Here is a 23486-nt window from a genome sequence, read left to right as displayed (position 1 = left end):
TGACCCTCGGCGAATGGGACTCTGCCGCCCAAGATATACCAACCACCCGGTTGGTCGGCAGTGGGCCGGGCCGGGCTGGCTAGCGGGCGGCGAACTCGCGCAGGCTTGCCGCCAGCGCCACCGGGACGCGCGCCCTGATCCGGGTGCCGTCGGCGTTGTGTTCCTCGTGCTGGACGCGCCCACCGGCGTGCAGCCGGGCGACCAGGTCGCCGCGGTCGTATGGAATGACCACGTCGACGGCGGTGTCGGTGGGCGCCGCGAGCTCGGTCATCCGCCGCCGCAGGTCGTCGATGCCCTCGCCGGTGCGCGCGGAGACGAACACCGCGCCGGGCAGGCCGTGGCGAAGCTTGGCCAGCGTCAGGTCGCTGGCGGAGTCGACCTTGTTCACCACCAGCAGCTCGGGCGGCGGGCCGCCGTCATGGGAGGCAATCTCCGAAAAGATCTCAGTGACCACCTGGCGGACCGCGTTGATCTGGGCCATCGGGTTGGCGTCCGAGCCGTCGACCACATGCACCAGCAGGTCGGCGTCGACGACCTCCTCCAGCGTGGAGCGGAACGCCTCGACCAGCTGGGTCGGCAGGTGCCGGACGAAGCCGACCGTGTCGGTGAGGACGGCCGGACGGCCGTCGGTGAGTTCGGCGCGCCGGGTGGTGGGCTCCAAGGTGGCGAACAGCGCGTCCTGCACCAGCACCCCGGCCCCGGTCAGCGCGTTGAGCAGGCTGGATTTGCCCGCGTTGGTGTAACCGACGATGGCGATCGACGGGACGTCGCTGTGCAGCCGGCGGCTGCGCTGGGTGTCGCGGGCCTGCTTCATGTCCTTGATCTCGCGGCGCAGCTTGGACATCCGTTCCCGGATGCGGCGCCGGTCGGTCTCGATCTTGGTCTCACCGGGACCGCGCAGCCCCACGCCGCCGCCGCTGCCGCCGGCGCGGCCGCCCGCCTGCCTCGACATCGACTCACCCCAGCCGCGCAGCCGGGGCAGCATGTACTCCATCTGGGCCAGCGACACCTGCGCCTTGCCCTCCCGGCTGGTGGCGTGCTGGGCGAAGATGTCCAGGATCAGCGCGGTGCGGTCGATGACCTTGACCTTGACGGCCTTTTCCAGCGCGGTCAGCTGGGCCGGCGACAGCTCGCCGTCGCAGATGACGGTGTCGGCGCCGGTGGCCAGGACCACCTCGCGCAGTTCGGCGGCCTTGCCGGAGCCGATGTAGGTGGACGGGTCGGGCCGGTCGCGGCGCTGGATCAGGCCTTCGAGCACCTGCGAGCCGGCGGTCTCGGCGAGGGCCGCGAGCTCGGCCATGCTGGCCTGATTGTCGGCGGCGCTGCCCTCGGTCCACACGCCCACCAGCACCACGCGCTCCAGGCGCAGCTGGCGGTACTCGACCTCGGAGACGTCGGCGAGTTCGGTGGACAGCCCGGCGACCCGGCGCAGCGCCGACCGGTCTTCGAGGGCGAGTTCGCCCGCACTGGGCTCGAGATCCGGCTGATCGTAAAAGGGAGATTCGGGATGTGTCATAGGCAATTAGCAATAGTGCACGCTAAATCGGTGCAGCGCACCTGATTTAACGCTCCTGGGCGTGCCACCATTCCTCGCTGATCTCGCCGCGGGCCACCAGCACCGACGGTCCGCGCAAGTAGCTCGTGGCGTCGGTGACGGTCACCACGACGTCGCCGCCGGGCACCCGCACGGTGAGGGTCCCGGTATCGGCCCCGGCGTCGGCCAGCGCGGCGACGGCGGCCGCGACCGTTCCGGTGCCGCACGAGCGGGTCTCACCGACGCCGCGTTCGTGGACCCGCATCCGGACCAGTCCCCCCGCCGGCGCGGTGAGCACCTCGACGTTGACGCCGTCCGGGAACTGGCCGCGGTCGAACGCCACGGGCGCGCCGACGTCCAGCGCCGCCAGCCCCTCGGCGTCCAGTTGCGGGTCGACGCAGGCCAGGTGCGGGTTGCCGACGTCGACCGCCAGGCCGGTGAACCGCCTGCCGCCGACCGTGGCCTCCCCCGTGCCGACCCGGTTGGCCTTGCCCATGTCGACGGTGACGTCGGCGTTGGTCGCGCCGGCGTGGTGCAGGGTGACCGGCCGCGGGCCGGCCAGCGACCCGACGACGAACTCGTCGCGCGATTCCAGGCCGGCGGCCCGCAGGTAGTGCGCGAAGACCCGCACGCCGTTGCCGCACATCTGCGCGATGGACCCGTCGGCGTTGCGGTAGTCCATGTACCAGTCGCCCGCGCCGACGCCGTCGGGCAGGCGCTCGAGCACGCCCGCCCGCACCGCGGCGCCGGCGGTGGTGATCCGCAGCACTCCGTCGGCGCCCAGGCCCCGGCGCCGGTCGCACAGCGCGGCCACCCGGGCGGCGGTCAGCGCCAGCCCGGCGTCGAGGTCGGGCAGCAGCACGAAGTCGTTCTGCGTGCCGTGGCCCTTGGCGAAGATCATGTGCGCCACTCTCCCCCGCAAGCGGGCGGTACCCCCACCGATCCACGGGCATCATCGTCGTCGGCGCGGATCACCAGTTCAGGGTACTTGCCACGCTCGCAAAGCGTCCTCGACGAGCGTGGGGCCATCGGCGGCGTCGAGCCAGGTCACCCGGTGGTCGCGCCGGAACCACGACCGCTGCCGCCGCACGTAGCGCCGGGTGCCCACGTAGGTCTGCTCCCGCGCGTCGCGCAGCTGATCCGCGCTAGGGCCGGTTTCACCGCCCGCGTCGAGCGCGGCCAGCACCTGCGCGTAGCCCAGGGCGCGCGAGGCGGTGACCCCGTCGCGCAGACCGTCGGCCAGCAGCCCGCGCACCTCCTCGACCAGGCCCTCATCGAACATCGCGTCGGTGCGCCGGGCCAATCGCTCGTCGAGAACGGTTGTGTCGCAGTCCAATCCGATGATGACGGTGTCCCAGCGCGGGGCGCCGATGCGCGGCGCGGAGGCGGCGAACGGCTGCCCGGTGAGCTCGACGACCTCCAGGGCGCGCACGGTGCGCCTGCCGTCGGTCGGCAGGATCGAAGCGGCCGCCGCCGGGTCGCGGCGGGCCAGCTCCGCGTGCAGCCGGCCGACCCCGACCTCGGCGAGCCGCCGCTCCCAGCGCGCCCGCACGGCGGGGTCGGTCGCGGGGAACGACCAATCGTCGAGCAGGGACTGGATGTAGAGCATCGAGCCGCCCACGATCATCGGGACCGCGCCGCGGGCCGCGATCGCCTCGACGTCCGCCGCGGCGGCCTGCTGATAGCGGGCGACGGTGGCCGTCTCGGTGACGTCGAGGACGTCGAGCTGGTGATGGGGGATGCCGCGGCGCGCCTCGACCGGCAGCTTGGCGGTGCCGATGTCCATGCCGCGATACAGCTGCATGGCGTCGGCGTTCACGATCTCCCCGCCGATCCGTTCGGCGACGTCGAGCGCCAGCTGTGACTTGCCGGTGCCGGTGGGCCCGATGATCGCGATCGGTCTCATGGTTGCCAGGCGCCGGCGAAGTAGCCCACGCCGAAGGGCGCTCCCCGGTAAAGCTCCTTGGCCGACCGCGGCCCCGGCCCGGCCAGGCCGGCGAGCACCTGGAACGCGACCCGGCCCAGGATCTGCCGCGGCAGCCCGGCCAGGGCGGCGACGTCGCCGTTGGCCAGCGCGTCGTCCAAGGTCGCTTGCGCGTCGGCGTCGCCCGGATGGTGACCGCCGGGCGCCGACGGCGTCAGGGTGTTCGCGCCGTCGGCCACGACGAGCACCCCGATCGGGTCCGGGACGCGGTCCAGCTCGGCGCGCAAGCGCCTGCCGTGGGCCAGCGCGGTTTCGGTGTCTTGGTCGCCGCGGTAGACGCGGACCTGCACGGCCGCGTCGGAGCGGGCCTGCCCCCGCACCCACCCGGCGAGCAGCGCGCACACGGGAAGGTCGCCGGGGGCGCCGGACCGCGGGGACAGCCCGACGCGAACGTCCACCCCGAAGCCGGCGAAGGTGCCGCCGGCCTCCGGCTCGAGTACGTCGTCGGCAGGGCCCGTTCCGACGGCGACCCAGCGCGACGGCAGCAGGGCCGCCGCCGACAGCACCGCCGAGGTGAGGTCGGCAACCTCGGCGGCGGCCGCCCCGGCGAGCTCGGGAACGAGCACCGGCGCGGAGGGAACGATGGCGATGGCGCCCAGCACGCCACAAAACTAACGGGACGCGGACCGGACTAGGTAATCGTCTTGGTTGCGTCCGGGGCCGCCTGGGAAACCGGGATGGATTCCTGCGGCGGCGGGTCGCCGGGCAGCGGTTCGTTTCTCAGGTCCCGCCCGGTCCCGGCCGCCATCGAGGCGGCCTCGCCCCGGGCCAGCGCAACCGTCGCGATGATGACCAAGGCCACCGACGACACCAGCGCAAGCGCGGCGGGTCCGGTGGCCCGCAGCGTCTCGCTGAGGACGGTGACGCCGAGAACGCCCGCCACCACGGGCTTGGCCACGGTCATGGTGGGCAGCGACGCGGTGAGCGCGCCGGCGCGGAAGGCGGACTGCTGGAAAACCATGCCGCACAGCGCCACCAGCAGCCAGGGAACGAATTCCGGCATGCGCAGCACCGCACCGGCGCCGCTTTCGGCCACCTCGACGACGCCCTTGGTCAGCACCGCGAACAGCGCCAGCGAGGAACCCGCCACCACCGCCAACAGGATCGCCGCGACGGGACGGCCCTTCCAGATCCGGGCTCCCACCACACACAGCACCAGCGTGGGGCCCATCACCGCGGCCACGATCAGCCACGTCGACAGCGGGGCCCGCTCGTGACCGGAGCGCGGGTCGCCGACGATGATCACCACCGCCAGCGCCGCGGCCAGCACCAGCGCCCACACCCACTCCCAGCGGGTCACCCGGTAGTTGGTCAGCCGCGCGTAGATCGGCAGCGCGAACAGCAGCGCGGTCACCTGCAGCGCCGTCACCAACACCACCGAGCCCCAGGCCAGGGCGGCGGCCTGCAAGCTGTAGTTGACGATCGCCGCGAGCCCGCCCAGCCACCACCGCTTGTCGCGCAACGACATCCGGAACAGCTCCAGGTGCCCGACCTCCTTGTCGGTGATCTCCTGGGCCGAGCGCTGCCGGATCACGTCGCCGACCGCGGAAGCCAGCGCCGCACACAACGCAATCAGCGCTGCGACATCCACTTTCGTCATGCGAGCCCCCTCTCCGGCGTTTCCGAGCAGCATTCCCTTCGACGCTGCGTGTACACGCGCTGTTCGATCAGAATTCAGCGACCACTGTAGTGCCGTACGGGCGCGAGCGCCGGGACCGGATACGCAGCATCCATCGCGCCTCGCTCATCCCACCTCAAACACCACTCGACTTCCGCAACGGTACCGGGCGGCGCCGCGGCGCCCTATGGCCGAAGCGACGACGGAATAGAACTGTTATCCGCCCCGGCGACGCCGGGCGCGGCCAACGGGTAGGGGCGCGACGCCCGCCAACCTGCTTGAATACTGTGGGAACCAGTCGAAGTGCGAACGGGAGCCGCCACGCGCGGCAGGTGCGCGGGACATCACCGCGCGAGAGGTTTGGAAGGTGGTGACGAGAGGATGACGGCCGACGAGCCAGGCAGCACCGCTTCTCCGAAGCCGGTGCCGCGACCGGGGCCGCGTCCCGGCCCCCGCCCGGCGAGCCCGGGCCCACGACCCACCCCCTACCCGTTGGCCACGCACCCGACCAGCGACCCGCACCGGTTCGGACGCGTCGACGACGACGGCACGGTCTGGCTGATCAGCTCGGCCGGCGAGCGCATCGTCGGCTCCTGGCAAGCCGGCGATCGCGAGGCCGCCTTCGCCCACTTCGGCCGCCGATTCGACGATCTGAGCACCGAGGTCACCCTCATGGAGGAACGGCTGGCCTCCGGCACCGGGGACGCGCGCAAGATCCGCGCCAATGCATCCGCGCTGGCCGAAACGTTGCCGACCGCGACCGTGCTGGGCGACGTCGACGCGCTGTCGGCCCGGTTGACCAGCCTCCTGGAACGCGCCGAGGCGGCCATCGCCGAGGGTCGCTCGAAACGCGAGGAGCACCGGGCCGCCCAGACCGCCCGCAAGGAGGCGCTGGCCGCCGAGGCCGAGGACCTGGGCGCCAACTCCACCCAGTGGAAGGCCGCCGGTGACCGGCTGCGGGCGATCCTCGACGAGTGGAAGACGATCAGCGGCCTGGACCGCAAAGTCGACGACGCGTTGTGGAAGCGCTATTCGGCCGCCCGGGACGCCTTCAACCGGCGGCGCGGATCCCATTTCGCCGACCTGGACCGCGAGCGCTCGGGGGTCAAGCAGTCGAAGGAGCGGCTCTGCGAGCGCGCCGAGGAATTGTCCGACTCGACGGACTGGACGGCCACCAGCGCCGAGTTCCGCAAGCTGCTCACGGAGTGGAAGGCGGCCGGACGGGCGACCCGCGAGATCGACGACGCGCTGTGGCGCCGGTTCAAGGCGGCCCAGGACTGTTTCTTCACCGCCCGCAACGCCGCCGCGGCGGAGAAGGACGCCGAGTTCGCTGCCAACGCCACCGCCAAGGAGGCGCTGCTGGCCGAGGCGGAGAAGATCGACACCGGCAACCTCGACGCGGCTCGGGCGGCGCTGCGCTCGATCGCCGACAAGTGGGACGCGATCGGAAAGGTGCCGCGGGAACGGTCCGCCGAGCTCGAGCGGCGGCTGCGCGCGGTCGAGAAGCGGGTGCGCGACGCCGGCGAAGCGGACTGGTCGGACCCGCAGGCGCAGGCCCGGGCCGAGCAGTTCCGGACCCGCGCCGAGCAGTACGAGCAGCAGGCGCAGAAGGCGGCCGCCGCCGGGCGTACCAAGGAGGCCGACGAGGCCAGGGCCAACGCCGAGCAGTGGCGGCAGTGGGCCGAAGCGGCCGCCGAGGCGCTGACCCGCCGGTCCTAGTGGCGATCGCGAGGGCGGCGTAGCCGGGCGTGGGGGTACCCCCGCGGAGCTGGGGGACGGGTCGCCACCAACGGCCTATGGCGATCGCGAGGGCGGCGTAGCCGGGCATGGGGGTACCCCCGCGGAGCTGGGGGACGGGTCGCCCCCGACGGCCTAGGCTTCGGGCTTCGGCGCCGACGGGTCCTCCGGCTCCCCCAGGCTGTCCAGCAGCGTCATCGACTGCTGCTGCGCGGCGATGCGGCGCCGCTGCTCCTCGGCCGCCAGGTGTACGGCGGTGCGGGCCCACACCACGCGGGCCCAGTGAAACGTCAACACCATCACGGTGATCCACGCGACGATCAGCCCCACGCCGGGCCCGGGGTGCCCGGCGGCCACGGTCTGGCGCGACCACACCGCCAGCAGCCCGGCGCCGGAGGCGATCGCCGAACCGGCCAGCGCGACCCAGGCCAGCGCCCAGCGCCGCGTCATCAGCGCCAGCATCGAGCAGCCCACGCCGAACACCAGCGCCAGCCACGCGAACGCCTGCGACGGCAGGGCCACCGCGGCGGCGCCGGCGCCGTGGCTGGAAAACAGCACGTCCCATCCCCGCACGCCGCCGGTGTGCGGCAGGGCGAACGAGCCCAGCAGCACGAAGACCAGGATCGCGACCACCAAAGCCCGTGGGCCGGGGTCTATTTCGCGTGCCACGCGACGCTCGGCGGCCTCGATCTCGGTTCGTAAAGCGTCGATGTCGACGTGTTCTTTCTTCATCGGGGACACCCCAGCGGTTCTAGCGGTTGTAGCGGTTCGGTGGACGGCCCGACGGCGGGCATGCCGAGGCCGATGGTGCGGGGGCGCCGGCCGGCGGCGTGCGCGTCACCCGCCCGGGTGCGGCGGTGGGTGCGGATTCCGGCGTCGGCGATGAGGTGGTGCGGGGCGGCGTCGGTGACGACCGTGGTGACGATGTCGCCCGGGCGCACCGCCTCGTTCGAGGCGAAGTGGACCAGCCGGCCGTCGCGGGCCCGGCCGGTCATGCGCGCTGTGCGGGCGTCCTTGCGGCCTTCACCGGTGGCGACCAGCAATTCGACGGGCCGCCCGATCAGCGCGCGATTGCCCTCCAGCGAGATCTGCTCCTGCACCTCGACCAGCCGCTCGTAGCGTTCCTGCACAACGGCTTTCGGCAGCTGCCCGTCGAATTCGGCGGCGGGGGTGCCGGGCCGCTTGGAGTACTGGAAGGTGAACGCCGCCGCGAACCGGGCCTGCCGCACGACGTCGAGCGTGGCGGCGAAGTCTTCTTCGGTTTCGCCGGGGAATCCGACGATCAGGTCCGTGGTGATCGCCGCGTGCGGCATGGCCGCCCGGACCCGCTCGATGATCCCCAGATACCGCTCGGCGCGGTACGACCGCCGCATCGCGCGCAGCACCCGGTCGGATCCGGACTGCAGCGGCATGTGCAGGGCCGGGCAGACGTTCGGCGTCTGCGCCATCGCCTCGATGACGTCGTCGGTGAACTCGGCCGGGTGCGGCGAGGTGAAGCGCACGCGTTCCAGCCCGTCGATGTGCCCGCAGGCCCGCAGCAGCTCGGCGAAGGCGCCGCGATCGCGCGGCTGCGCCGGGTCGGCGAAGGACACCCCGTAGGCGTTGACGTTCTGGCCCAGCAGGGTGACCTCGAGCACGCCGTCGTCCACCAGCGACCGCACCTCGGCCAGGATGTCGGCCGGGCGGCGGTCGACCTCCTTGCCGCGCAGCGACGGGACGATGCAGAACGTGCAGGTGTTGTTGCAGCCCACGGAGATGGAAACCCAGGCGGCGTAGGCGGATTCGCGGGCGCTGGGCAGCGACGACGGGAACTGCTGCAGCGTCTCGGCGATCTCCACCTGCGCCGCGTTGTTGTGCCGGGCCCGGTCGAGCAGCGCCGGCAGCGAGCCGATGTTGTGCGTGCCGAAGACGACGTCGACCCACGGCGCCTTGCGCAGCAGCGCGTCCCGGTCCTTCTGGGCCAGGCAGCCGCCGACGGCGATCTGCATGTCGGGGTTGCCGCGCTTGCGCGGTGCCAGGTGGCTGAGGTTGCCGTACAGCTTGTTGTCGGCGTTCTCCCGGACGGCGCAGGTGTTGAAGACGACGACGTCGGCGTCGGCGCCGTCGGCGGCCCGGCGGTAACCGGCCGCCTCCAGCAGTCCCGCCAACCGCTCGGAGTCGTGGACGTTCATCTGGCAGCCGTAGGTGCGCACCTGGTAGGTACGCGCCCCCGAAACATCCCGGGCCGCCATCGAAGTCACGGGGCCATGGTACGGCGAGCATCCTGCGGGCGAGAAACCGCACGTCACAGGGCTAGACGCAGCGGCGCTCCCGCTCGGCGGCCAGCTCGCTGAGGACGACCTCGCACGCCAGGTTCTGGCTGTAGCCGCGCCGGGCCAGCATCGCCACCAGCCGGCGGCTCACTTTGGCTTCGTCGCTCAGCGTCTCGCGACGCAGCTTGGCCCGCACCAGTTCCTCGGCCCGGTCCCGCTCGGCGGCGGCGTCGATCCCGCCCAGCACCGCGGTGATCACGTCCTTGTCGACGCCCTTGGTGTGCAGCTCGGCGGCCAGGGCGCGGCGGCTCTTGCCCGCCTTCGCCCGGCGGGAGGCCACCCACTGCTCGGCGAACTCGACGTCATCCACCAGACCGACGGCGGCCAGCCGGTCGAGCACCCGGCCGCTGACGTCGTCGGGGTAGCCGCGTTTGGCCAGCTGGCCGAGCAGCTCGGCCCGGGTGCGCGACCTCGCGGTGAGCAGGCGCAGGCACAACGCCCGCGCCTGCTCCTCGCGGGAGGGCTCAGAAATCGACGGGGGCTGGCAAGACGTCGTCATCAGCAGTCACCACCGCGCCAATGCCGAGCTTTTCCTTGATCTTCTTCTCGATCTCGTTGGCGATGTCGGCGTTTTCCATCAGGAAGGTGCGGACGTTCTCCTTGCCCTGGCCGAGTTGCTCACCCTCGTAGGTGAACCACGACCCGGACTTGCGGATGAAGCCCTGATCCACACCCATGTCGATCAGCGAGCCCTCGCGGCTGATGCCGCGGCCGTAGAGGATGTCGAACTCGGCCTGCTTGAACGGCGGCGACACCTTGTTCTTGACGACCTTGACCCGGGTGCGGTTGCCGACCGCGTTGGTGCCGTCCTTGAGCGTCTCGATCCGGCGCACGTCCATGCGCACCGACGCGTAGAACTTCAGCGCCTTTCCACCCGTGGTGGTTTCGGGGCTGCCGAACATCACGCCGATCTTCTCGCGGAGCTGGTTGATGAAGATCGCCGTGGTTCCCGAGTTGTTGAGCGCGCCGGTCATTTTCCGCAGCGCCTGGCTCATCAGCCGGGCCTGCAGGCCGACGTGGCTGTCCCCCATCTCGCCTTCGAGCTCGGCGCGCGGCACCAGGGCCGCCACCGAGTCGATGACCAGGATGTCCAGCGCGCCGGAGCGGATCAGCATGTCGGCGATCTCGAGGGCCTGCTCACCGGTGTCGGGCTGGCTGACCAGCAGCGAATCCGTGTCGACGCCAAGCTTCTTGGCGTAGTCCGGGTCCAGGGCGTGCTCGGCGTCGATGAACGCCGCGACGCCGCCGGCGGCCTGGGCGTTGGCCACCGCGTGCAGCGCGACGGTGGTCTTACCCGAGGACTCCGGGCCGTAGATCTCCACGACCCGCCCGCGGGGCAGGCCGCCGATGCCCAGGGCCACGTCCAGTGCGATGGATCCGGTCGGGATGACCGAGATCGGCTGACGCATCTCGTCGCCGAGACGCATCACCGAGCCTTTGCCGTAACTCTTTTCGATCTGGGCCATCGCCAGTTCGAGAGCCTTTTCGCGGTCGGGGGCTTGCGACATGGTTGCCTCTTCCTATCGTCGGTGTGTTCTTCTGACCGGTATCGGTCGGTTGGCCGTGACACTAGAGAAGGCCACCGACAAGTCGGCGTCTCGAACGTTCACCACAGTAGCCGAACACCTGTTCGATTCAAGCTTGACACGCCGTGCGCGCGGCGTGTGGCAATATTTGCTACCGAAAGGCGCTGACGGGCCACACCCCCTGAGGAAACCGGTGCGAATCCGGTGCGGTCCCGCCACTGTGACCGGGACGGGCATGCCCCGACCCGAGAGCCAGATACTCACCGTCAGCGCTTCCTCACGAGAACTGGGGCGGATTTCCCCAGAGAGGGTTGGTTGCGCATGGACATTTCCGCCGAGCTGGCCGAAATATCTTCGTACAAAGGCTTTTTCGCGCTCACGGTGGGCGGTGAACCGGCGGGGTGGCATCCGGTGAAACGGTCCTACACCGACGGCTTCACCGATCTGATCGACACCACCGCCCGGCGGTATCACACGTCGGACCTGCGGATCGGCGCGTCGCTGGTGCATCTCGGCCACGCCACCCGGCTGTGGTCGCCGGTGCTGGCCTGCGCGCTGGCCCACGGCGTCGTTCCGGACCTCAAAGACCTGCAGCGCGCCGACGACGGGGCGCAGCTGCGGATCCCCGAACCCGTCGGGCGACCGGTCGACCCGCCGTCGGCGAAGTCGCTGTACCGCGTCGTGGTCAAACAGCACATGAACCCGTTCGCCGCGGGCCTGCGGGTCAAGCTGGCACCCGCCCTGCTGGCCGGCAACATCGCGTCCGCGCTCGTCGGCGCCGCCCGGGCATTGCTCGTCGCGCGCCCCGACCTGCGGCCCGCGATCGTCGCGATGACGGAGTCACTGCTGGACAGCGGCATGCTGGCCGGCTCCGGCGTCCTCAGCGGCCCGCACCTCGCGTTCCGCCGCCACAGCTGCTGCCTGTTCTACCGCGTGCCGGGGCGGTCCGTGTGTGGCGATTGCGTGTTTCGGCGGGACCGGCGGTCCCACCGGCGTTGAGTGTGCGTCCACGGTTTCCGGTGTGCGTCGAGGGCGGGAAAAACGCCCGAATCGCGCCACCAGTGCACACCCGACGCCGCAGGCGCACACCCGAGGGGCCGAAGGCTCACCACTGGTCGCGCGGCACGTCGAAGTCGGCGCACAGCGCGCGCCAGACGTCGCGGGGCTCGACGCCGTCGTCGATCGCCTGGGCGGCGGTGCGCCCGTCGAAGCTGGTCAGCACGTGATCCACCAGCACCGACGGGCCGTATGTAGCGCCAAAGCGCAACACAACCCGTTCGTTGAACTCCGTCAGCCGCACGTCAGCCAACATACCCAGCCGGCTCAGCCGGCAAGCGCCAGCGCTTGGTGGCACACCCGCACCGGGTCGGCGACGTCGGCGATCCCGGCGGCCGCTCGCTGCGCGGCCTGCCGGTAGCCCGGCGACGACAGCACCTCGCCCACCGCGTCCACCAGCGCGTCGGCGCTGAGCGGCCGGATCAGCCGCCCGCTGCCCTGGCGCACCACCCGATTGGCCATCTCCCATTGGTCCCCGCCGCCGGGAACGACCACCAGCGGCACCCCGGACAGCAGCGTCTTGGCCACCATGCCGTGGCCGCCGCCGCAGATCACCACGTCGGCGTGCGTCAGCAGCTCCGCCTGGCGTCCCAGCCCGACCACCGCCCAGGGCGGCACCGTCAGGTCCGCGCCGCCCAGCCGCGACACGACCAGCCGGGAGCCGGCCGGCAGCGTGTCCCCGGGCCGCAGGCAGTCCAGGGCGACCTCGGCCAGCCCGGCGGTCCCGGTCAGCGCGGTCGACGGCGCGACCACCACCACCGTCCCGGAGCCCGGCGGGATGTCCAGCACCCGGTCGGTCGGCTCGAAGTGCAAGGGCCCTACGACGACGGCCTCGTCCGGCCAGTCCGGGCGCGGCACCTCGAGGGCCGGCAGCGTGGCGATCAGGCGACGCAGCGGGCCGGGATCGACGGCGGGCAGCCCGATCTCGAGCCGGGCGGCCGCGCGCTGCTTGATGCCGGCGCGCCAGGACCGCGCCGTCAGCGCCCGCATCGTGACGTCCCGCAGCCGGCCGCGGAAGCCGGTGCCGGGCGCCAGCCCGCTGCCGATCGGCGGCAGCCCCTTCGACGGCAGGTACAGCGGGTGGGGGTTGAGCTCGATCCACGGGATGCCCAACAGCTCGGCGGCCATTCCGCCGCCCGCGGTGATGACGTCCGATACCACCAGGTCGGGAGCCAACTCGCGCAGAGCCGGGACGTTGAGCACCGCCATCCGCGCCGCCCGCCGGTGGATCCGGGCGCCGGCGTCGACGTCCTCGTCGGTGGCGGTGAGCCCGTCCAGCTCGACGGCGTCGATGTCGGCGGCGCGGGCGGCGCCGAGCCACTCCGGGCCGGTGAACAGGATGGGCTCGTCGCCCGCCTCGCCGAACCGCTGGCACAGCGCGATCGCGGGGAACGAATGCCCGGGATCCGGCCCGGCAACCACGGCGACGCGCATCGGCCCTACCCTGCCACACGGCCGAGCCGCCGCACTCGCCTACGCTGGCACCATGACCGAGCTCACTGGCACTGACGTTGCGAACACCCGCACGGTCGAGGGTTTCCTGAACGCGCTTCAAGATTCGGACCTGGACGCCGCCGGGGCGGCGCTCGACGAGAACCTGGTTTACCAGAACGTGGGGCTGCCGACGATCCACGGCCGCGCCCGCGCGATCAAGCTGTTCCGCATGATGGAGGGCCGCGGGGCCTTCGAGGTGAAGATCCACCGCATCGCCGCCGACGGCGCCGCGGTGCTCACCGAACGCACCGACGCGCTGATCGTCGGCCCGCTGCGGCTGCAGTTCTGGGTGTGCGGCGTGTTCGAGGTGCACGACGGGCGAATCACGCTGTGGCGGGACTACTTTGACTTCTTCGACATGCTCAAGGCGACCGTGCGCGGCGTGGCGGGCCTGATCGTGCCGTCGCTGCGGGCGTCCTTCTAGCGCCGCTCTAGCGCCGGGGCAACCCGCCCAGCTCGTCGAACGCCTGCGCCCACCCGAGCAGGCGATCGGTGGCCCCGACCAACTCGGCGCGGTAGCGCTCCTGGGTTCCGGCCAACCCGGCACCGGAGTTCCCGTTCGCCGAGGACACCAATTGCGCTGCGGCCGTGACCATTTCGTTGTACTGACGCACGCCGGCGCTCAGCTGGGCGGTGAACGCGTTGATGGTCGGCACCAGATGCGCTCGCGACGACTCGGCGTACTGCGCCGCGCGCTCCATCGACACCACCTCGGCGGCGGTGGCCGCCATCGCCGCCGACGACTTGCCGGCGGCTGCGCCCAGGTCACGGATTTCGTCCGCCGGCAGCATGGCGCCGCGTTCGATCACCCCCAGCAGCGAGAAGAATCCGCGTTCGGAGGCGCCGAGTGCGTACATGGCGGGCCGGGCGGCCGAACCGGGCGGCGGCAGCCGGCGGGTGCTCGTGGTCCGCTGCGCCGGCAGCGGCTCCGAGCGCAGCCAGCGATAGCGCAGCAGCAACAGCGTCGCCGGGACCGCCAGCACGACCGCGACCGCGCCGGTGACCTGCAACAGCAACGTGAACCAGCCCCACGCCGCGAGCAGGCCGGTCACCGCGATCCAAAACACGCAACCGGCCGCGCAGATCAGGCCCCACCGCAGCGCGCGGCGCTGGCGGCGCAGCAGCCGTGCCCGCGGGTCCGCGGCGGCGCTGATCTTGCGGGCCACCAGGTCGGAAACGTCGGCGGCGGTGGCCAATCCGCGCTGCACCAGGGCGCGCCACGGCCGGTGGTGGATCGCTTTCACCGCCATCGCGGGCCCCCGCCGGCGTTACTGGCCAACGGGCTTCTCGGCGACCTGGCCACCGGTGGTCTCGGCGGGCGCGGGGGTCGCCGGGGCGCCGCCCGGAGTGGCGGCCGTTCCGCCCGCGGGCAGCGCCTCGCCGCGCATCGACGCCCGGATCTGCTCCAGGCGGGAGTGGCCGGCCATCTGGATGCCGGCCTGCTCGACCTCGAGCATGCGGCCCTGCACCGACCCCTGCGCGAGCTCGGCCGACCCGATCGCGTTGGCGTAGCGGCGTTCGATCTTGTCCCGCACCTCGTCCAGGCTCGGCGTGTTGCCGGGGGCGGCGATCTCGCTCATCGACCGCAGCGACGCGCTGACCTGTTCCTGCATCTTCGCCTGCTCGAGCTGGCTGAGCAGCTTGGTGCGCTCGGAAATCTTCTGCTGCAGCACCATCGAGTTCTGTTCGACGGCCTTCTTGGCCTGCTGCGCGGCGGACAGCGCCTGGTCGTGCAGGGTCTTGAGGTCCTCGACGCTCTGCTCGGCGGTCACCAGCTGGGCCGCGAACGCCTCGGCGGCGTTGTTGTACTCCGCGGCCTTGGCGGCGTCCCCGGCTCCGGTGGCCTGGTCGGCCAGCGTCAGCGCCTGACGGACGTTGACCTGCAGCTTCTCGATGTCGGCGAGCTGGCGGTTGAGCCGCATCTCCAGTTGGCGCTGGTTGCCGATCACCTGGGCGGCCTGCTGGGTCAGCGCCTGGTGCTGGCGCTGCGCTTCCTCGATGGCCTGCTGGATCTGCACCTTCGGGTCGGCGTGCTCGTCAATCTTGGCGTTGAACAGCGCCATCAGGTATTTCCACGCTTTGACGAACGGATTGGCCATCAGTCGGGTCCACCTTCGTTTCTCATATGTCGGACAAGCGCCCTGCCGCTCAATTTATCGGGTCGGGGCCGATCGCCCCACCCCTGACGCTGGATCCGCCCGGGTGGCCTTCAGGCCACGGCCAGCGACGCCACCGGCGGGATGACGACCTTGGTGCTGGCGTCGATGGTGGGCCCGCCCGACCCGGCGGCCGGCGCGCTGTACGCGGCGCTTTCCTCGCTCGCCATCCGCTCCCCGGCGCCGGTCAGCACCGCCGACAGCGGCACCTCCAGCGCGTCGCAGATCGCGTTGAGCAGCTCGCTGGAGGGCTCCTTGCGGCCGCGCTCCACCTCCGAGAGGTACCCGAGGCTCACCCGCGCCGAATCCGAGACCTCGCGCAGCGTGCGGCCCTGTGACGTCCGGGCCCGGCGCAACACATCGCCGATGACCTCGCGCATCAATGGCGCCATCCTGCTCTCCTTCGTCCAGTCAGCCCTGCTCAGCACGTCAACAACCCCAAATTCAGCAGGCACTCATTACGGCCAACGCCGGCGGCCGTGCGTTGGTTCCCGTTCAGGCGGTCGACTGACGGACCGCCCTGACGGTGGACACCACGTAGTCCACCCCGGTCACCACCGTCAGCACGATCGCGATGCCCATGACGGCGGCCGCCACCACCCGCAACGGCCCCGACAGCGGCAGCACGAACAAGCCGATGGCCAGCGCCTGGACGACGGTCTTGAGCTTGCCGCCCCAACTCGCCGGGATCACGCCGCGGCGGATCACCGCCAGCCGCAGCAGCGTGACGGCCACCTCGCGGGTCATGATCACCGCCGTCACCCACCACGGCACGTCCCCCAGCATCGACAGCCCGATCAGCGCCGACCCGATCAGGGCCTTGTCCGCGATCGGATCGACGAACGCGCCGAATTCGGTCGCCATCCCGTAGTTGCGGGCCAGCAGGCCGTCGAACCGGTCGGTGATGCAGGCGACGGCGAAGATCACGAAAGCGACTATGCGGCCGGCGATTTGGTGCCCGTCGGCGGTGAACAGCGCGACCAGGAAAATGGGGACCAGCACCAGCCGCAGCAGGGTCAGGACGTTGGCGAGATTGGCGATGCGGGCGCGGCCTGCCATCGGCGGTGTTTGCGGCTGCCCCGACACGGCATAAGAATAGCTGTTGACCAGCGCCCCTCTGCGCGTTGCCGATACTGTTACCCGTGACCCAAAGCTCACCGGCCCCCCGGCCGACCGTCCGGCGCGCGCGAACATCCGACGTTCCCGCGATCAAACAACTCGTCGACACCTACTCCGGACGCATCCTGCTGGAGAAGAACCTCGTCACGCTCTACGAGGCCGTCCAGGAGTTCTGGGTGGCCGAGCACCCGGATTTCCCGGGCAGGGTGGTCGGCTGCGGCGCGCTGCACGTGTTGTGGTCGGACCTCGGCGAGATCCGCACCGTCGCGGTCGACCCGGCGATGACCGGCCACGGCATCGGCCACGCGATCGTCGACCGGTTGCTCGAGGTCGCCCGCGAGCTGCAGCTGGAGCGGCTGTTCGTGCTGACCTTCGAGACCGAGTTCTTCGGCAAGCACGGGTTCACCGAGATCGAGGGCACGCCCGTGACCGCGGAGGTGTACGAGGAGATGTGCCGCTCCTACGACATCGGTGTGGCCGAGTTCCTGGACCTGAGCTACGTCAAGCCCAACATCCTGGGCAACTCCCGGATGCTGCTGGTGCTGTAGCCGCCGAGCGTGAAGCTGCTGCGAAAATCCGGGCGAAAACTCGCAACAGTTTCACGTTCGGCGCTACTACTCGGGGTCGCCGCCGTCGGCGTCGCTGCCGCCGCGGATCAATGCCAACGTTCCGGCCAGCTCGTCGGGCTTGACCAGAACGTCGCGCGCCTTGGACCCCTCGGACGGCCCGACGATGCCGCGGGTCTCCATCAGATCCATCAGCCGGCCGGCCTTGGCGAAGCCGACGCGCAGCTTGCGCTGCAGCATCGAGGTGGAGCCGAACTGGCTGGACACCACCAGCTCGACGGCCTGCAGGAACACGTCCATGTCGTCGCCGATGTCCGGGTCGACGTCGGTGCGCTCGCCGGTCGGCTTGGCGGTGGTGACGCCCTCGGTGTACTCGGGTTCGGCCTGCTCTTTGCACGCAGCCACAACCGCCTGGATCTCCTCGTCGGAGACGTAGGCGCCCTGCAGCCGGACGGTCTTGCTCGCCCCCATGGGCAGGAACAGCGCGTCGCCCATCCCGATCAGCTTCTCCGCGCCGGCCTGGTCCAGGATGACCCGGCTGTCGGTGAGCGACGAGGTGGCGAAGGCCAGCCGCGACGGCACGTTGGTCTTGATCAGGCCGGTGACCACGTCCACCGACGGACGCTGGGTGGCCAGCACCAGGTGGATGCCCGCGGCGCGGGCCTTCTGCGTGATCCGCACGATCGCGTCCTCGACGTCGCGCGGCGCGGTCATCATCAGGTCGGCCAGCTCGTCGACGATCGCCACCACATACGGGTAGGGCCGGTACTCGCGCTGGCTGCCCAGCGGCGCCGTGATGGCGCCGGATCGCACCTTCTCGTTGAAGTCGTCGATGTGGCGCACACGGGAGGCCTGCATGTCCTGGTAGCGCTGTTCCATCTCCTCGACCAGCCACGCCAGCGCGGCGGCCGCCTTCTTCGGCTGGGTGATGATCGGGGTGATCAGGTGCGGAATGCCTTCGTACGGCGTCAGTTCCACCATCTTCGGGTCGATCAGGATCATCCTGACCTCCTCCGGGGTGGCGCGCGCCAGCAGCGAGACCAGCATGGAGTTGACGAAGCTCGACTTCCCCGATCCGGTGGAGCCGGCGACCAGCAGGTGCGGCATCTTGGCCAGGTTGGCCGAGATGAAGTCCCCCTCGATGTCCTTGCCCAGGCCGATCACCAGCGGGTGGTGGTCGCGGCGGGTCGAGGGCGCGGTGAGCACGTCGGCCAGGCGCACCATTTCCCGGTCGGTGTTGGGCACCTCGATGCCCACGGCGGACTTGCCGGGGATGGGGGCCAGCATGCGGACGCTCTCGGTGGCCACGGCGTAGGCGATGTTCTTCTGCAGGGCGGTGATCTTCTCGACCTTGACGCCGGGACCCAGCTCGACCTCGTAGCGGGTCACGGTGGGCCCGCGGGTGCAGCCGGTGACGGCGGCGTCGACCTTGAACTGGTTGAGCACCTCGGTGATGGCGTCGGCCATGACGTTGTTGGCAGCGCTGCGCTTTTTCGGCGGGTCGCCCGCCACCAGCAGGCCCAGCGATGGCAGCGTGTAGGGGCCCTCGACGACGCGGTCCACGATCCGGGTTTCCGGCTTCTTGGCGCGACGGCGGCTTCGGCCGGGCTCCGGGATGGTGGGGGTGTCGTCCGCGATCGGTTCGGCGGGGCCCGCCTGGGCAGCGGCCGCCGACGGCCACGCCTGCGGCTCGGGTTCACCGGACTCGTCGTAGTAGCCGTCGGAGAAGTCCTCGCGCGGCTGGTCCTCGTCGTCGAACTCGTCGGCGTAGTCGTAGGCGATGTCGTCGTCGCCGGCCAGCCGGCTGCCGAACAGGCCGCGGACGACGTCGGGCACCTCGCGGATCGTGGTCCCGGTCAGCAACAGCAGGCCGAACATGAAGCCGATGAACAACAGCGGCGCGGCGATCCACGGCGTCAGCCCGTCCGACAGCGGCCCGCCGATGGCGAAGCCGATGAATCCCGCTGCGCGACGGCGCAATTCGGGGTCCCCCGGCGATCCCGACCACAGATGTCGCAGGCCCAGCGCCGACAGCGCGATCAGTGTGCCGCCCAGGATCAGCCGCGGCCGCGCGTCGGGGTTGGGCTCGGTCCGCATCAGCGTGATCGCCACCGCGGCGGCGACGACGGGCAGGGCCAGGACGCCCGAGCCGATGAAGGTGCGCAGCAGCGCGTCCACCCAGGCGCCGATCGGCCGGGCGGCGTGGAACCACGAGCTCGCGGCGACCACGACGGACACTCCGAGCAGCACCAGCGCGATGCCGTCGCGGCGGTGCCCGGGGTCGATGTCGTGGGCCCGCCCGATGGACCGGGCCGCGCCCCCGACGCCCCGCGCCGCCACCAGCCAGGTGGCCCGCACGGCCCGGCCGCAGGTCAGCCCGGTGGCGACCAGCAGCGACTGGTTGCGGCGCTTGGCGGGCCTGCTGGGCTTCCTGCGGGGTGCGGGGCGCGGCTTTCGGGCCCCGCCAGCCCGGGATGGGGCCTTTGACCTGCTCGTTCGGGCGCCGGAGCGGGCGGCGGTCTTACTGGGCATGAGGGCAAGGGTAGTCGCAAATACCTCATCTACACCACCCGCCACACGGGTAACGGCGGCCCGGGGCGGGATGTCCGTTTCCGGGCCTGAGTAGGGTGACGAATGGTGATCGCAGTCACGCCGTCACCCACCCCTCACACGCCCAGGAGGCACCAGCATGCCCGTCGTCGTCGTCGCCACCATGACCGTCAAACCCGAATCGGTGGACACCGTCCGCGACATCCTGACCAACGCGGTGAGCGAAGTGCACGAGGAGCCGGGGTGCCAGCTGTATTCACTGCACCAAAGCGGCGAGACGTTCGTGTTCGTCGAGCAGTGGGCCGACGAGGAGGCGCTCAAGGTGCACAGCACCGCGCCGGCGATCGGCAAGTTGTTCGCCGCGGCGGGCGAGCACCTGGACGGGGCGCCGGACATCAAGATGCTGCAGCCCATCCCGGCCGGGGACGCCGACAAGGGGCAGCTGCGTCCCTGATGGCCCGCTCACTCGAAGGCAAGGTCGCTTTCATTACCGGGGCCGCGCGCGGCCAGGGACGCGCGCACGCGGTGCGGCTGGCCAGCGACGGGGCGGACATCATCGCCGTTGACCTGTGCGGGCAGATCGCCAGCGTCCCCTACCCGCTGGCCACCGCGGACGACCTCGCGGCCACGGTCAAGCTGGTCGAGGACACCGGTGCCCGCATTGTGGCCAGGCAGGGCGACGTGCGCGACCGGGGTTCGTTGTCCGCCGCGCTGCAGGCGGGCCTCGACGAGTTCGGCCGGCTCGACATCGTCGTGGCCAACGCCGGCATCGCCCCGATGCAGTCCGGCGACGACGGCTGGCGCGACGTCATCGACGTCAACCTCACCGGCGTCTACAACACCATCAAGGCCGCCATCCCGACGATGGTCAAGCAGGGCACCGGCGGATCGATCGTGCTGATCAGTTCGTCGGCCGGGCTCGCGGGCGTCGGCAGCCCGGACGCCGGTTCGGTCGGCTACGCCGCCGCCAAGCACGGGGTCGTCGGATTGATGCGGGTATACGCGAATCTGCTTGCCACACAAATGATTCGGGTGAACTCGATTCACCCGTCCGGTGTCGAGACCCCGATGATCAACAACGAGTTCACCCGCGAGTGGCTGGCCAAGATGGCGGCCGCCACCGACACGCCGGGGGCCATGGGCAATGCCATGCCGGTGGAGGTGCTCGACGCCGAAGACGTCGCCAACGCGGTGGCGTGGCTGGTGTCCGACCAGGCCCGCTACATCACCGGCGTCACGCTGCCGGTCGACGCGGGCTTCCTGAACAAGTAGCCATGGCACGAAATCCCGCTGCACAGACCGCCTTCGGCCCGATGGTGCTGGCCGCGGTGGAGCGGAACGAGCCGCCGGGGCGCCGGCTGGTGGACGACGACCTCGCGGAACTGTTCCTGCCGCGCCCGCTGCGCTGGCTGGTCGCCGCGACGCGCTGGGCGCCGGCGCGCCGCCTGATGGTCCGCGGCTCGGAGTACACCGGGCCGGGGCTGTGGGCCAATCTCGCCTGCCGCAAGCGGTTCATCGCCGACAAGCTCGAGGAGGCGCTGCCCGGCATCGAGGCGGTCGTCATCCTGGGCGCCGGATTCGACACCCGCCCCTACCTGTTGACGCGGCGCGTCCGCCTGCCGGTCTTCGAGGTGGACCTGCCGGTCAACATCGCCCGCAAGGCGCGGACGGTCCGCCGGGTGCTGGGCGGATTGCCGATGTCGGTTCGGTTGGTGCCGTTGGACTTCGAGCGCGACGACCTGCTCACCTCGCTCGCCGAGCACGGCTACCGCACCGATTTCCGGGCCTTTTTCATCTGCGAAGGCGTGACCCAGTACCTCACCGAAGACGGCGTCCGCCGCACGCTGGAGGGGCTGCGCGCCGCGGCCCCGGGCAGCCGGCTGGTGTTCACCTATGTCCGCCGCGACTTCATCGAGGGGACGAATCTGTACGGCACCCGCACGCTGTACCGCAATGTCCGCCGGCGCCACCAACTCTGGCATTTCGGCCTGCAACCCGACGAGGTCGCGGAGTTCATCGCCGAGTACGGCTGGCGCCTGGTGGAGCAGGCCGGCCCCGACGAACTCGTCCAGCGCTACGTGGCGCCCACCGGCCGCAAACTCGCGGCGTCCCAGCTGGAATGGTCGGCCTACGCCGAGAAGATTTAGCTGGTTTGCTAGACCTCGATGACCGTCGGCACGATCATCGGCTGCCGGCGGTAGGTCTCGCCGACCCACTTGCCGACGGTGCGGCGCACCGCCTGCGCGATCCGCACGGGATCGGTCACGTCGTCGGCGACCAGCGCCTCGAGCTCCGCCTCGACCTTGCGCACCGCGGGCTCGAGCGCCTTGGGGTCCTCGGAGAAGCCGCGCGAAAACAGTTGCGGCGCAGCGGCGGGACGGCCGGTGCCGCGCTTCACCACCACGGTCACCGCGACGAAACCCGACGACAGGATGAGCCGCTCACCCAGGGTGATGTCGCCGACGTCGCCGGTGATCAGACCGTCGACGAACATCTTGCCGACCGGCACCGCCCCCGCGATGGAGGCGTGGCCCGCGACGAGGTCGACGCTGACGCCGTTCTCGGCCAACAGGATTGATTCCTCGGGGACCCCGGCGCGCGCCGCCAGCTTGGCGTTGGCGCGCAGCATGCGCCAGGTGCCGTGCACCGGCATCACGTTGCGCGGGCGCACGCCGTTGTAGAGGAACAACAGCTCGCCGGCGTAGGCGTGACCCGAAACGTGCACGCGCACTTGCTGGTTGGTGACGACGCGGGCCCCGATCTTGGCCAGCGAGTCGATGACCCCGTACACCGCCTCCTCGTTGCCGGGGATCAGCGACGACGACAGGATCACCAGGTCTTCGCTGGTGAGCGTGATGCTGCGGTGCTCGCCGCGCGACATCCGCGACAGCGCCGACATCGGCTCGCCCTGGGTGCCGGTGGTGATCAGCACCACCCGCTCGGGCGCCATCATCTCGGCCGCGGAGATGTCGATGAGGTCGGAATCGTCCACCCGCAGGAAGCCCAGTTCCCGCGCGATGCCCATGTTGCGCACCATGGATCGCCCGACGAACGACACCCGCCGGCCCAAAGCCACTGCCGCGTCGATGATCTGCTGCACCCGGTCCACGTTGGAGGCGAAACACGCCACGATGACGCGGCCATCGGCGCCCCGGATCAGCCGGTGCAGCGTCGGGCCGACCTCGCTTTCCGACGGCCCGACCCCGGGGATCTCGGAATTGGTCGAGTCGCACAGGAACAGGTCGACGCCCGCGTCGCCCAGCCGCGACATGCCGGGCAGGTCGGTGGGCCGCCCGTCCAGCGGCAGCTGGTCGAGCTTGATGTCGCCGGTGTGCAGCACGGTTCCGGCGCCCGTGTGGACCGCGATGGCCAGCGCGTCGGGGATGGAATGGTTGACGGCGAAGTACTGGCACTCGAACACGCCGTGCGTGCTGCGCTGCCCCTCGGCGACCTGCACGAAGACCGGCTTGATGCGGTGCTCGCGGCATTTGGCGGCGACCAGCGCCAGGGTGAACTTGGAGCCGACGACCGGGATGTCGGGGCGCAGCCGCAGCAAAAACGGGATCGCGCCGATGTGGTCCTCGTGCGCGTGCGTGAGCACCAGCGCCTCGATGTCCTCGAGCCGGTCCTCGATGTGGCGCAGGTCCGGCAGGATCAGGTCGACGCCGGGCTCGTCGTGGGTGGGGAACATCACCCCGCAGTCGATGATCAGCAGGCGGCCCAGGTGCTCGAAAACCGTCATGTTGCGGCCGATTTCGTTGATGCCGCCCAGCGCGGTGACACGCAACCCGCCCGGGGTCAGAGGACCCGGCGGGGTGAGGTCTACATCCACTT

At 71.1% G+C, this 23486-nt stretch carries 24 protein-coding genes and 1 riboswitch; of the genes, 7 read left to right on the top strand and 17 right to left on the bottom strand.

The genetic code is table 11. The features are described 5' to 3' along the window. Positions 1–79: 79 nt before the first annotated feature. The 5 genes from hflX to AWB89_RS19410 form a co-directional block, all read right to left on the bottom strand. Complete coding sequence (gene hflX, locus AWB89_RS19430) at positions 80–1516, bottom strand: GTPase HflX (protein ID WP_085175859.1); 1437 nt, start codon at positions 1514–1516, stop codon at positions 80–82. 46 nt (positions 1517–1562) lie between these two features. Continuing rightward, complete coding sequence (gene dapF, locus AWB89_RS19425) at positions 1563–2435, bottom strand: diaminopimelate epimerase (protein WP_085175990.1); 873 nt, start codon at positions 2433–2435, stop codon at positions 1563–1565. Positions 2436–2513: 78 nt separating this feature from the next. Continuing rightward, positions 2514–3440, bottom strand: a complete 927-nt coding sequence (gene miaA, locus AWB89_RS19420) for a tRNA (adenosine(37)-N6)-dimethylallyltransferase MiaA (protein ID WP_085175857.1) — start codon at positions 3438–3440, stop codon at positions 2514–2516. Beyond that, positions 3437–4120 (bottom strand): class III extradiol ring-cleavage dioxygenase family protein, encoded by a 684-nt coding sequence (locus tag AWB89_RS19415; RefSeq protein ID WP_085175855.1) that lies wholly within the window; start codon positions 4118–4120, stop codon positions 3437–3439. The genes miaA and AWB89_RS19415 overlap by 4 nt, the downstream gene beginning before the upstream one ends. A gap of 29 nt (positions 4121–4149) precedes the next feature. Continuing rightward, positions 4150–5118, bottom strand: coding sequence for a DMT family transporter (locus AWB89_RS19410; protein WP_085103140.1), 969 nt, complete (start codon positions 5116–5118; stop codon positions 4150–4152). Positions 5119–5517: 399 nt separating this feature from the next. Here AWB89_RS19410 and AWB89_RS19405 point away from each other — a divergent pair, with 399 nt between their 5' ends. Next, on the top strand, positions 5518–6855 hold the full coding sequence (locus AWB89_RS19405) for a DUF349 domain-containing protein (protein WP_085102835.1): 1338 nt from the start codon (positions 5518–5520) through the stop codon (positions 6853–6855). Positions 6856–7008: 153 nt separating this feature from the next. Here the strand turns inward: AWB89_RS19405 and AWB89_RS19400 are convergent, their stop codons facing one another. From AWB89_RS19400 to recA, 4 genes are all read right to left on the bottom strand, one after another. Further along, complete coding sequence (locus tag AWB89_RS19400) at positions 7009–7605, bottom strand: Rv2732c family membrane protein (RefSeq protein ID WP_085175853.1); 597 nt, start codon at positions 7603–7605, stop codon at positions 7009–7011. Then, a complete protein-coding gene (gene miaB / locus AWB89_RS19395) occupies positions 7602–9104 on the bottom strand; it encodes a tRNA (N6-isopentenyl adenosine(37)-C2)-methylthiotransferase MiaB (protein WP_193791370.1) in 1503 nt (500 codons plus the stop codon). The genes AWB89_RS19400 and miaB overlap by 4 nt, the downstream gene beginning before the upstream one ends. A gap of 61 nt (positions 9105–9165) precedes the next feature. After that, the gene (gene recX / locus AWB89_RS19390; protein ID WP_085175849.1) at positions 9166–9684 is read right to left on the bottom strand and encodes a recombination regulator RecX; all 519 of its coding nucleotides are present in this window, start codon (positions 9682–9684) and stop codon (positions 9166–9168) included. Further along, entirely contained in the window at positions 9650–10693 is a 1044-nt protein-coding gene (gene recA / locus AWB89_RS19385) for a recombinase RecA (RefSeq protein WP_085102827.1), read from the bottom strand. The genes recX and recA overlap by 35 nt, the downstream gene beginning before the upstream one ends. 169 nt (positions 10694–10862) lie before the next feature. Beyond that, positions 10863–10993, top strand: a riboswitch (cobalamin riboswitch). Positions 10994–11032: 39 nt separating this feature from the next. Here recA and AWB89_RS19380 point away from each other — a divergent pair. Further along, positions 11033–11710 carry a (2Fe-2S)-binding protein gene (locus tag AWB89_RS19380; RefSeq protein ID WP_085175847.1) on the top strand — a complete coding sequence of 226 codons (678 nt, stop codon included), beginning with the start codon at positions 11033–11035 and terminating at the stop codon, positions 11708–11710. A 106-nt stretch (positions 11711–11816) separates the two neighbouring features. Here the strand turns inward: AWB89_RS19380 and AWB89_RS19375 are convergent, their stop codons facing one another. Continuing rightward, complete coding sequence (locus tag AWB89_RS19375) at positions 11817–12011, bottom strand: DUF3046 domain-containing protein (RefSeq protein WP_420914759.1); 195 nt, start codon at positions 12009–12011, stop codon at positions 11817–11819. Positions 12012–12034: 23 nt separating this feature from the next. Then, positions 12035–13201, bottom strand: coding sequence for a glycosyltransferase (locus AWB89_RS19370; protein WP_085175845.1), 1167 nt, complete (start codon positions 13199–13201; stop codon positions 12035–12037). Positions 13202–13253: 52 nt separating this feature from the next. On the opposite strand from AWB89_RS19370, the gene AWB89_RS19365 reads away from it, so the two are divergent. Then, positions 13254–13685 (top strand): limonene-1,2-epoxide hydrolase, encoded by a 432-nt coding sequence (locus tag AWB89_RS19365; RefSeq protein ID WP_085102821.1) that lies wholly within the window; start codon positions 13254–13256, stop codon positions 13683–13685. A gap of 7 nt (positions 13686–13692) precedes the next feature. On the opposite strand, the gene pspM is transcribed toward AWB89_RS19365, so the two are convergent. From pspM to pgsA, 4 genes are all read right to left on the bottom strand, one after another. Next, on the bottom strand, positions 13693–14511 hold the full coding sequence (gene pspM / locus AWB89_RS19360; RefSeq protein WP_085102819.1) for a phage shock envelope stress response protein PspM: 819 nt from the start codon (positions 14509–14511) through the stop codon (positions 13693–13695). 18 nt (positions 14512–14529) lie between these two features. Continuing rightward, on the bottom strand, positions 14530–15360 hold the full coding sequence (pspA, locus tag AWB89_RS19355; RefSeq protein WP_085102817.1) for a phage shock protein PspA: 831 nt from the start codon (positions 15358–15360) through the stop codon (positions 14530–14532). 110 nt (positions 15361–15470) lie between these two features. After that, positions 15471–15809 carry a transcriptional regulator ClgR gene (gene clgR / locus AWB89_RS19350; RefSeq protein ID WP_085102815.1) on the bottom strand — a complete coding sequence of 113 codons (339 nt, stop codon included), beginning with the start codon at positions 15807–15809 and terminating at the stop codon, positions 15471–15473. Between the two features lie 103 nt (positions 15810–15912). After that, positions 15913–16476, bottom strand: a complete 564-nt coding sequence (pgsA, locus tag AWB89_RS19345; RefSeq protein ID WP_174627853.1) for a CDP-diacylglycerol--glycerol-3-phosphate 3-phosphatidyltransferase — start codon at positions 16474–16476, stop codon at positions 15913–15915. Positions 16477–16559: 83 nt separating this feature from the next. On the opposite strand from pgsA, the gene AWB89_RS19340 reads away from it, so the two are divergent. Continuing rightward, positions 16560–17084 carry an amino-acid N-acetyltransferase gene (locus AWB89_RS19340; RefSeq protein ID WP_170929205.1) on the top strand — a complete coding sequence of 175 codons (525 nt, stop codon included), beginning with the start codon at positions 16560–16562 and terminating at the stop codon, positions 17082–17084. A 66-nt stretch (positions 17085–17150) separates the two neighbouring features. Here AWB89_RS19340 and AWB89_RS19335 read toward each other — a convergent pair whose 3' ends face one another. Next, a complete protein-coding gene (locus AWB89_RS19335) occupies positions 17151–19634 on the bottom strand; it encodes a DNA translocase FtsK (protein ID WP_142282579.1) in 2484 nt (827 codons plus the stop codon). A gap of 157 nt (positions 19635–19791) precedes the next feature. Here AWB89_RS19335 and AWB89_RS19330 point away from each other — a divergent pair, with 157 nt between their 5' ends. Genes AWB89_RS19330 through AWB89_RS19320 form a run of 3 tightly spaced genes read left to right on the top strand, consistent with a single transcriptional unit; the run spans position 19792 to position 21799 of the window. Further along, complete coding sequence (locus AWB89_RS19330; protein ID WP_085102807.1) at positions 19792–20106, top strand: putative quinol monooxygenase; 315 nt, start codon at positions 19792–19794, stop codon at positions 20104–20106. After that, positions 20103–20924: a mycofactocin-coupled SDR family oxidoreductase gene (locus AWB89_RS19325; RefSeq protein WP_139830846.1), complete on the top strand. Its 822-nt coding sequence runs from the start codon at positions 20103–20105 to the stop codon at positions 20922–20924. Before AWB89_RS19330 ends, AWB89_RS19325 begins: the two co-directional genes overlap by 4 nt. Before the next feature lie 2 nt (positions 20925–20926). After that, a complete protein-coding gene (locus AWB89_RS19320; RefSeq protein ID WP_085175843.1) occupies positions 20927–21799 on the top strand; it encodes an SAM-dependent methyltransferase in 873 nt (290 codons plus the stop codon). 8 nt (positions 21800–21807) lie between these two features. Here AWB89_RS19320 and AWB89_RS19315 read toward each other — a convergent pair whose 3' ends face one another. After that, positions 21808–23484, bottom strand: coding sequence for a ribonuclease J (locus AWB89_RS19315; RefSeq protein WP_085175841.1), 1677 nt, complete (start codon positions 23482–23484; stop codon positions 21808–21810). Positions 23485–23486: the final 2 nt, after the last annotated feature.

The sequence above is a fragment of the Mycobacterium paraense genome, from assembly GCF_002101815.1.
GTDB classification, from domain to species: Bacteria; Actinomycetota; Actinomycetes; order Mycobacteriales; family Mycobacteriaceae; genus Mycobacterium; species Mycobacterium paraense.
Note: the sequence above shows the minus strand (reverse complement) of the source record. Positions and strands in the feature narration are given on the sequence as shown.

Bases quoted from the DNA above. Each gene is read 5' to 3' on its own strand.
- AWB89_RS19330 (WP_085102807.1), top strand. From the start codon at position 19,792: ATGCCCGTCGTCGTCGTCGCCACCATGACCGTCAAACCCGAATCGGTG.
- AWB89_RS19400 (WP_085175853.1), bottom strand. From the start codon at position 7,605: ATGAAGAAAGAACACGTCGACATCGACGCTTTACGAACCGAGATCGAG.
- pspA (WP_085102817.1), bottom strand. From the start codon at position 15,360: ATGGCCAATCCGTTCGTCAAAGCGTGGAAATACCTGATGGCGCTGTTC.
- miaB (WP_193791370.1), bottom strand. From the start codon at position 9,104: ATGGCGGCCCGGGATGTTTCGGGGGCGCGTACCTACCAGGTGCGCACC.
- hflX (WP_085175859.1), bottom strand. From the start codon at position 1,516: ATGACACATCCCGAATCTCCCTTTTACGATCAGCCGGATCTCGAGCCC.
- AWB89_RS19380 (WP_085175847.1), top strand. From the start codon at position 11,033: ATGGACATTTCCGCCGAGCTGGCCGAAATATCTTCGTACAAAGGCTTT.
- AWB89_RS19365 (WP_085102821.1), top strand. From the start codon at position 13,254: ATGACCGAGCTCACTGGCACTGACGTTGCGAACACCCGCACGGTCGAG.
- AWB89_RS19405 (WP_085102835.1), top strand. From the start codon at position 5,518: ATGACGGCCGACGAGCCAGGCAGCACCGCTTCTCCGAAGCCGGTGCCG.
- pgsA (WP_174627853.1), bottom strand. From the start codon at position 16,476: ATGGCAGGCCGCGCCCGCATCGCCAATCTCGCCAACGTCCTGACCCTG.
- miaA (WP_085175857.1), bottom strand. From the start codon at position 3,440: ATGAGACCGATCGCGATCATCGGGCCCACCGGCACCGGCAAGTCACAG.
- AWB89_RS19335 (WP_142282579.1), bottom strand. From the start codon at position 19,634: ATGCCCAGTAAGACCGCCGCCCGCTCCGGCGCCCGAACGAGCAGGTCA.
- AWB89_RS19370 (WP_085175845.1), bottom strand. From the start codon at position 13,201: ATGCGCGTCGCCGTGGTTGCCGGGCCGGATCCCGGGCATTCGTTCCCC.
- pspM (WP_085102819.1), bottom strand. From the start codon at position 14,511: ATGGCGGTGAAAGCGATCCACCACCGGCCGTGGCGCGCCCTGGTGCAG.
- dapF (WP_085175990.1), bottom strand. From the start codon at position 2,435: ATGATCTTCGCCAAGGGCCACGGCACGCAGAACGACTTCGTGCTGCTG.
- recA (WP_085102827.1), bottom strand. From the start codon at position 10,693: ATGTCGCAAGCCCCCGACCGCGAAAAGGCTCTCGAACTGGCGATGGCC.
- recX (WP_085175849.1), bottom strand. From the start codon at position 9,684: ATGACGACGTCTTGCCAGCCCCCGTCGATTTCTGAGCCCTCCCGCGAG.
- AWB89_RS19410 (WP_085103140.1), bottom strand. From the start codon at position 5,118: ATGACGAAAGTGGATGTCGCAGCGCTGATTGCGTTGTGTGCGGCGCTG.
- AWB89_RS19320 (WP_085175843.1), top strand. From the start codon at position 20,927: ATGGCACGAAATCCCGCTGCACAGACCGCCTTCGGCCCGATGGTGCTG.
- clgR (WP_085102815.1), bottom strand. From the start codon at position 15,809: ATGGCGCCATTGATGCGCGAGGTCATCGGCGATGTGTTGCGCCGGGCC.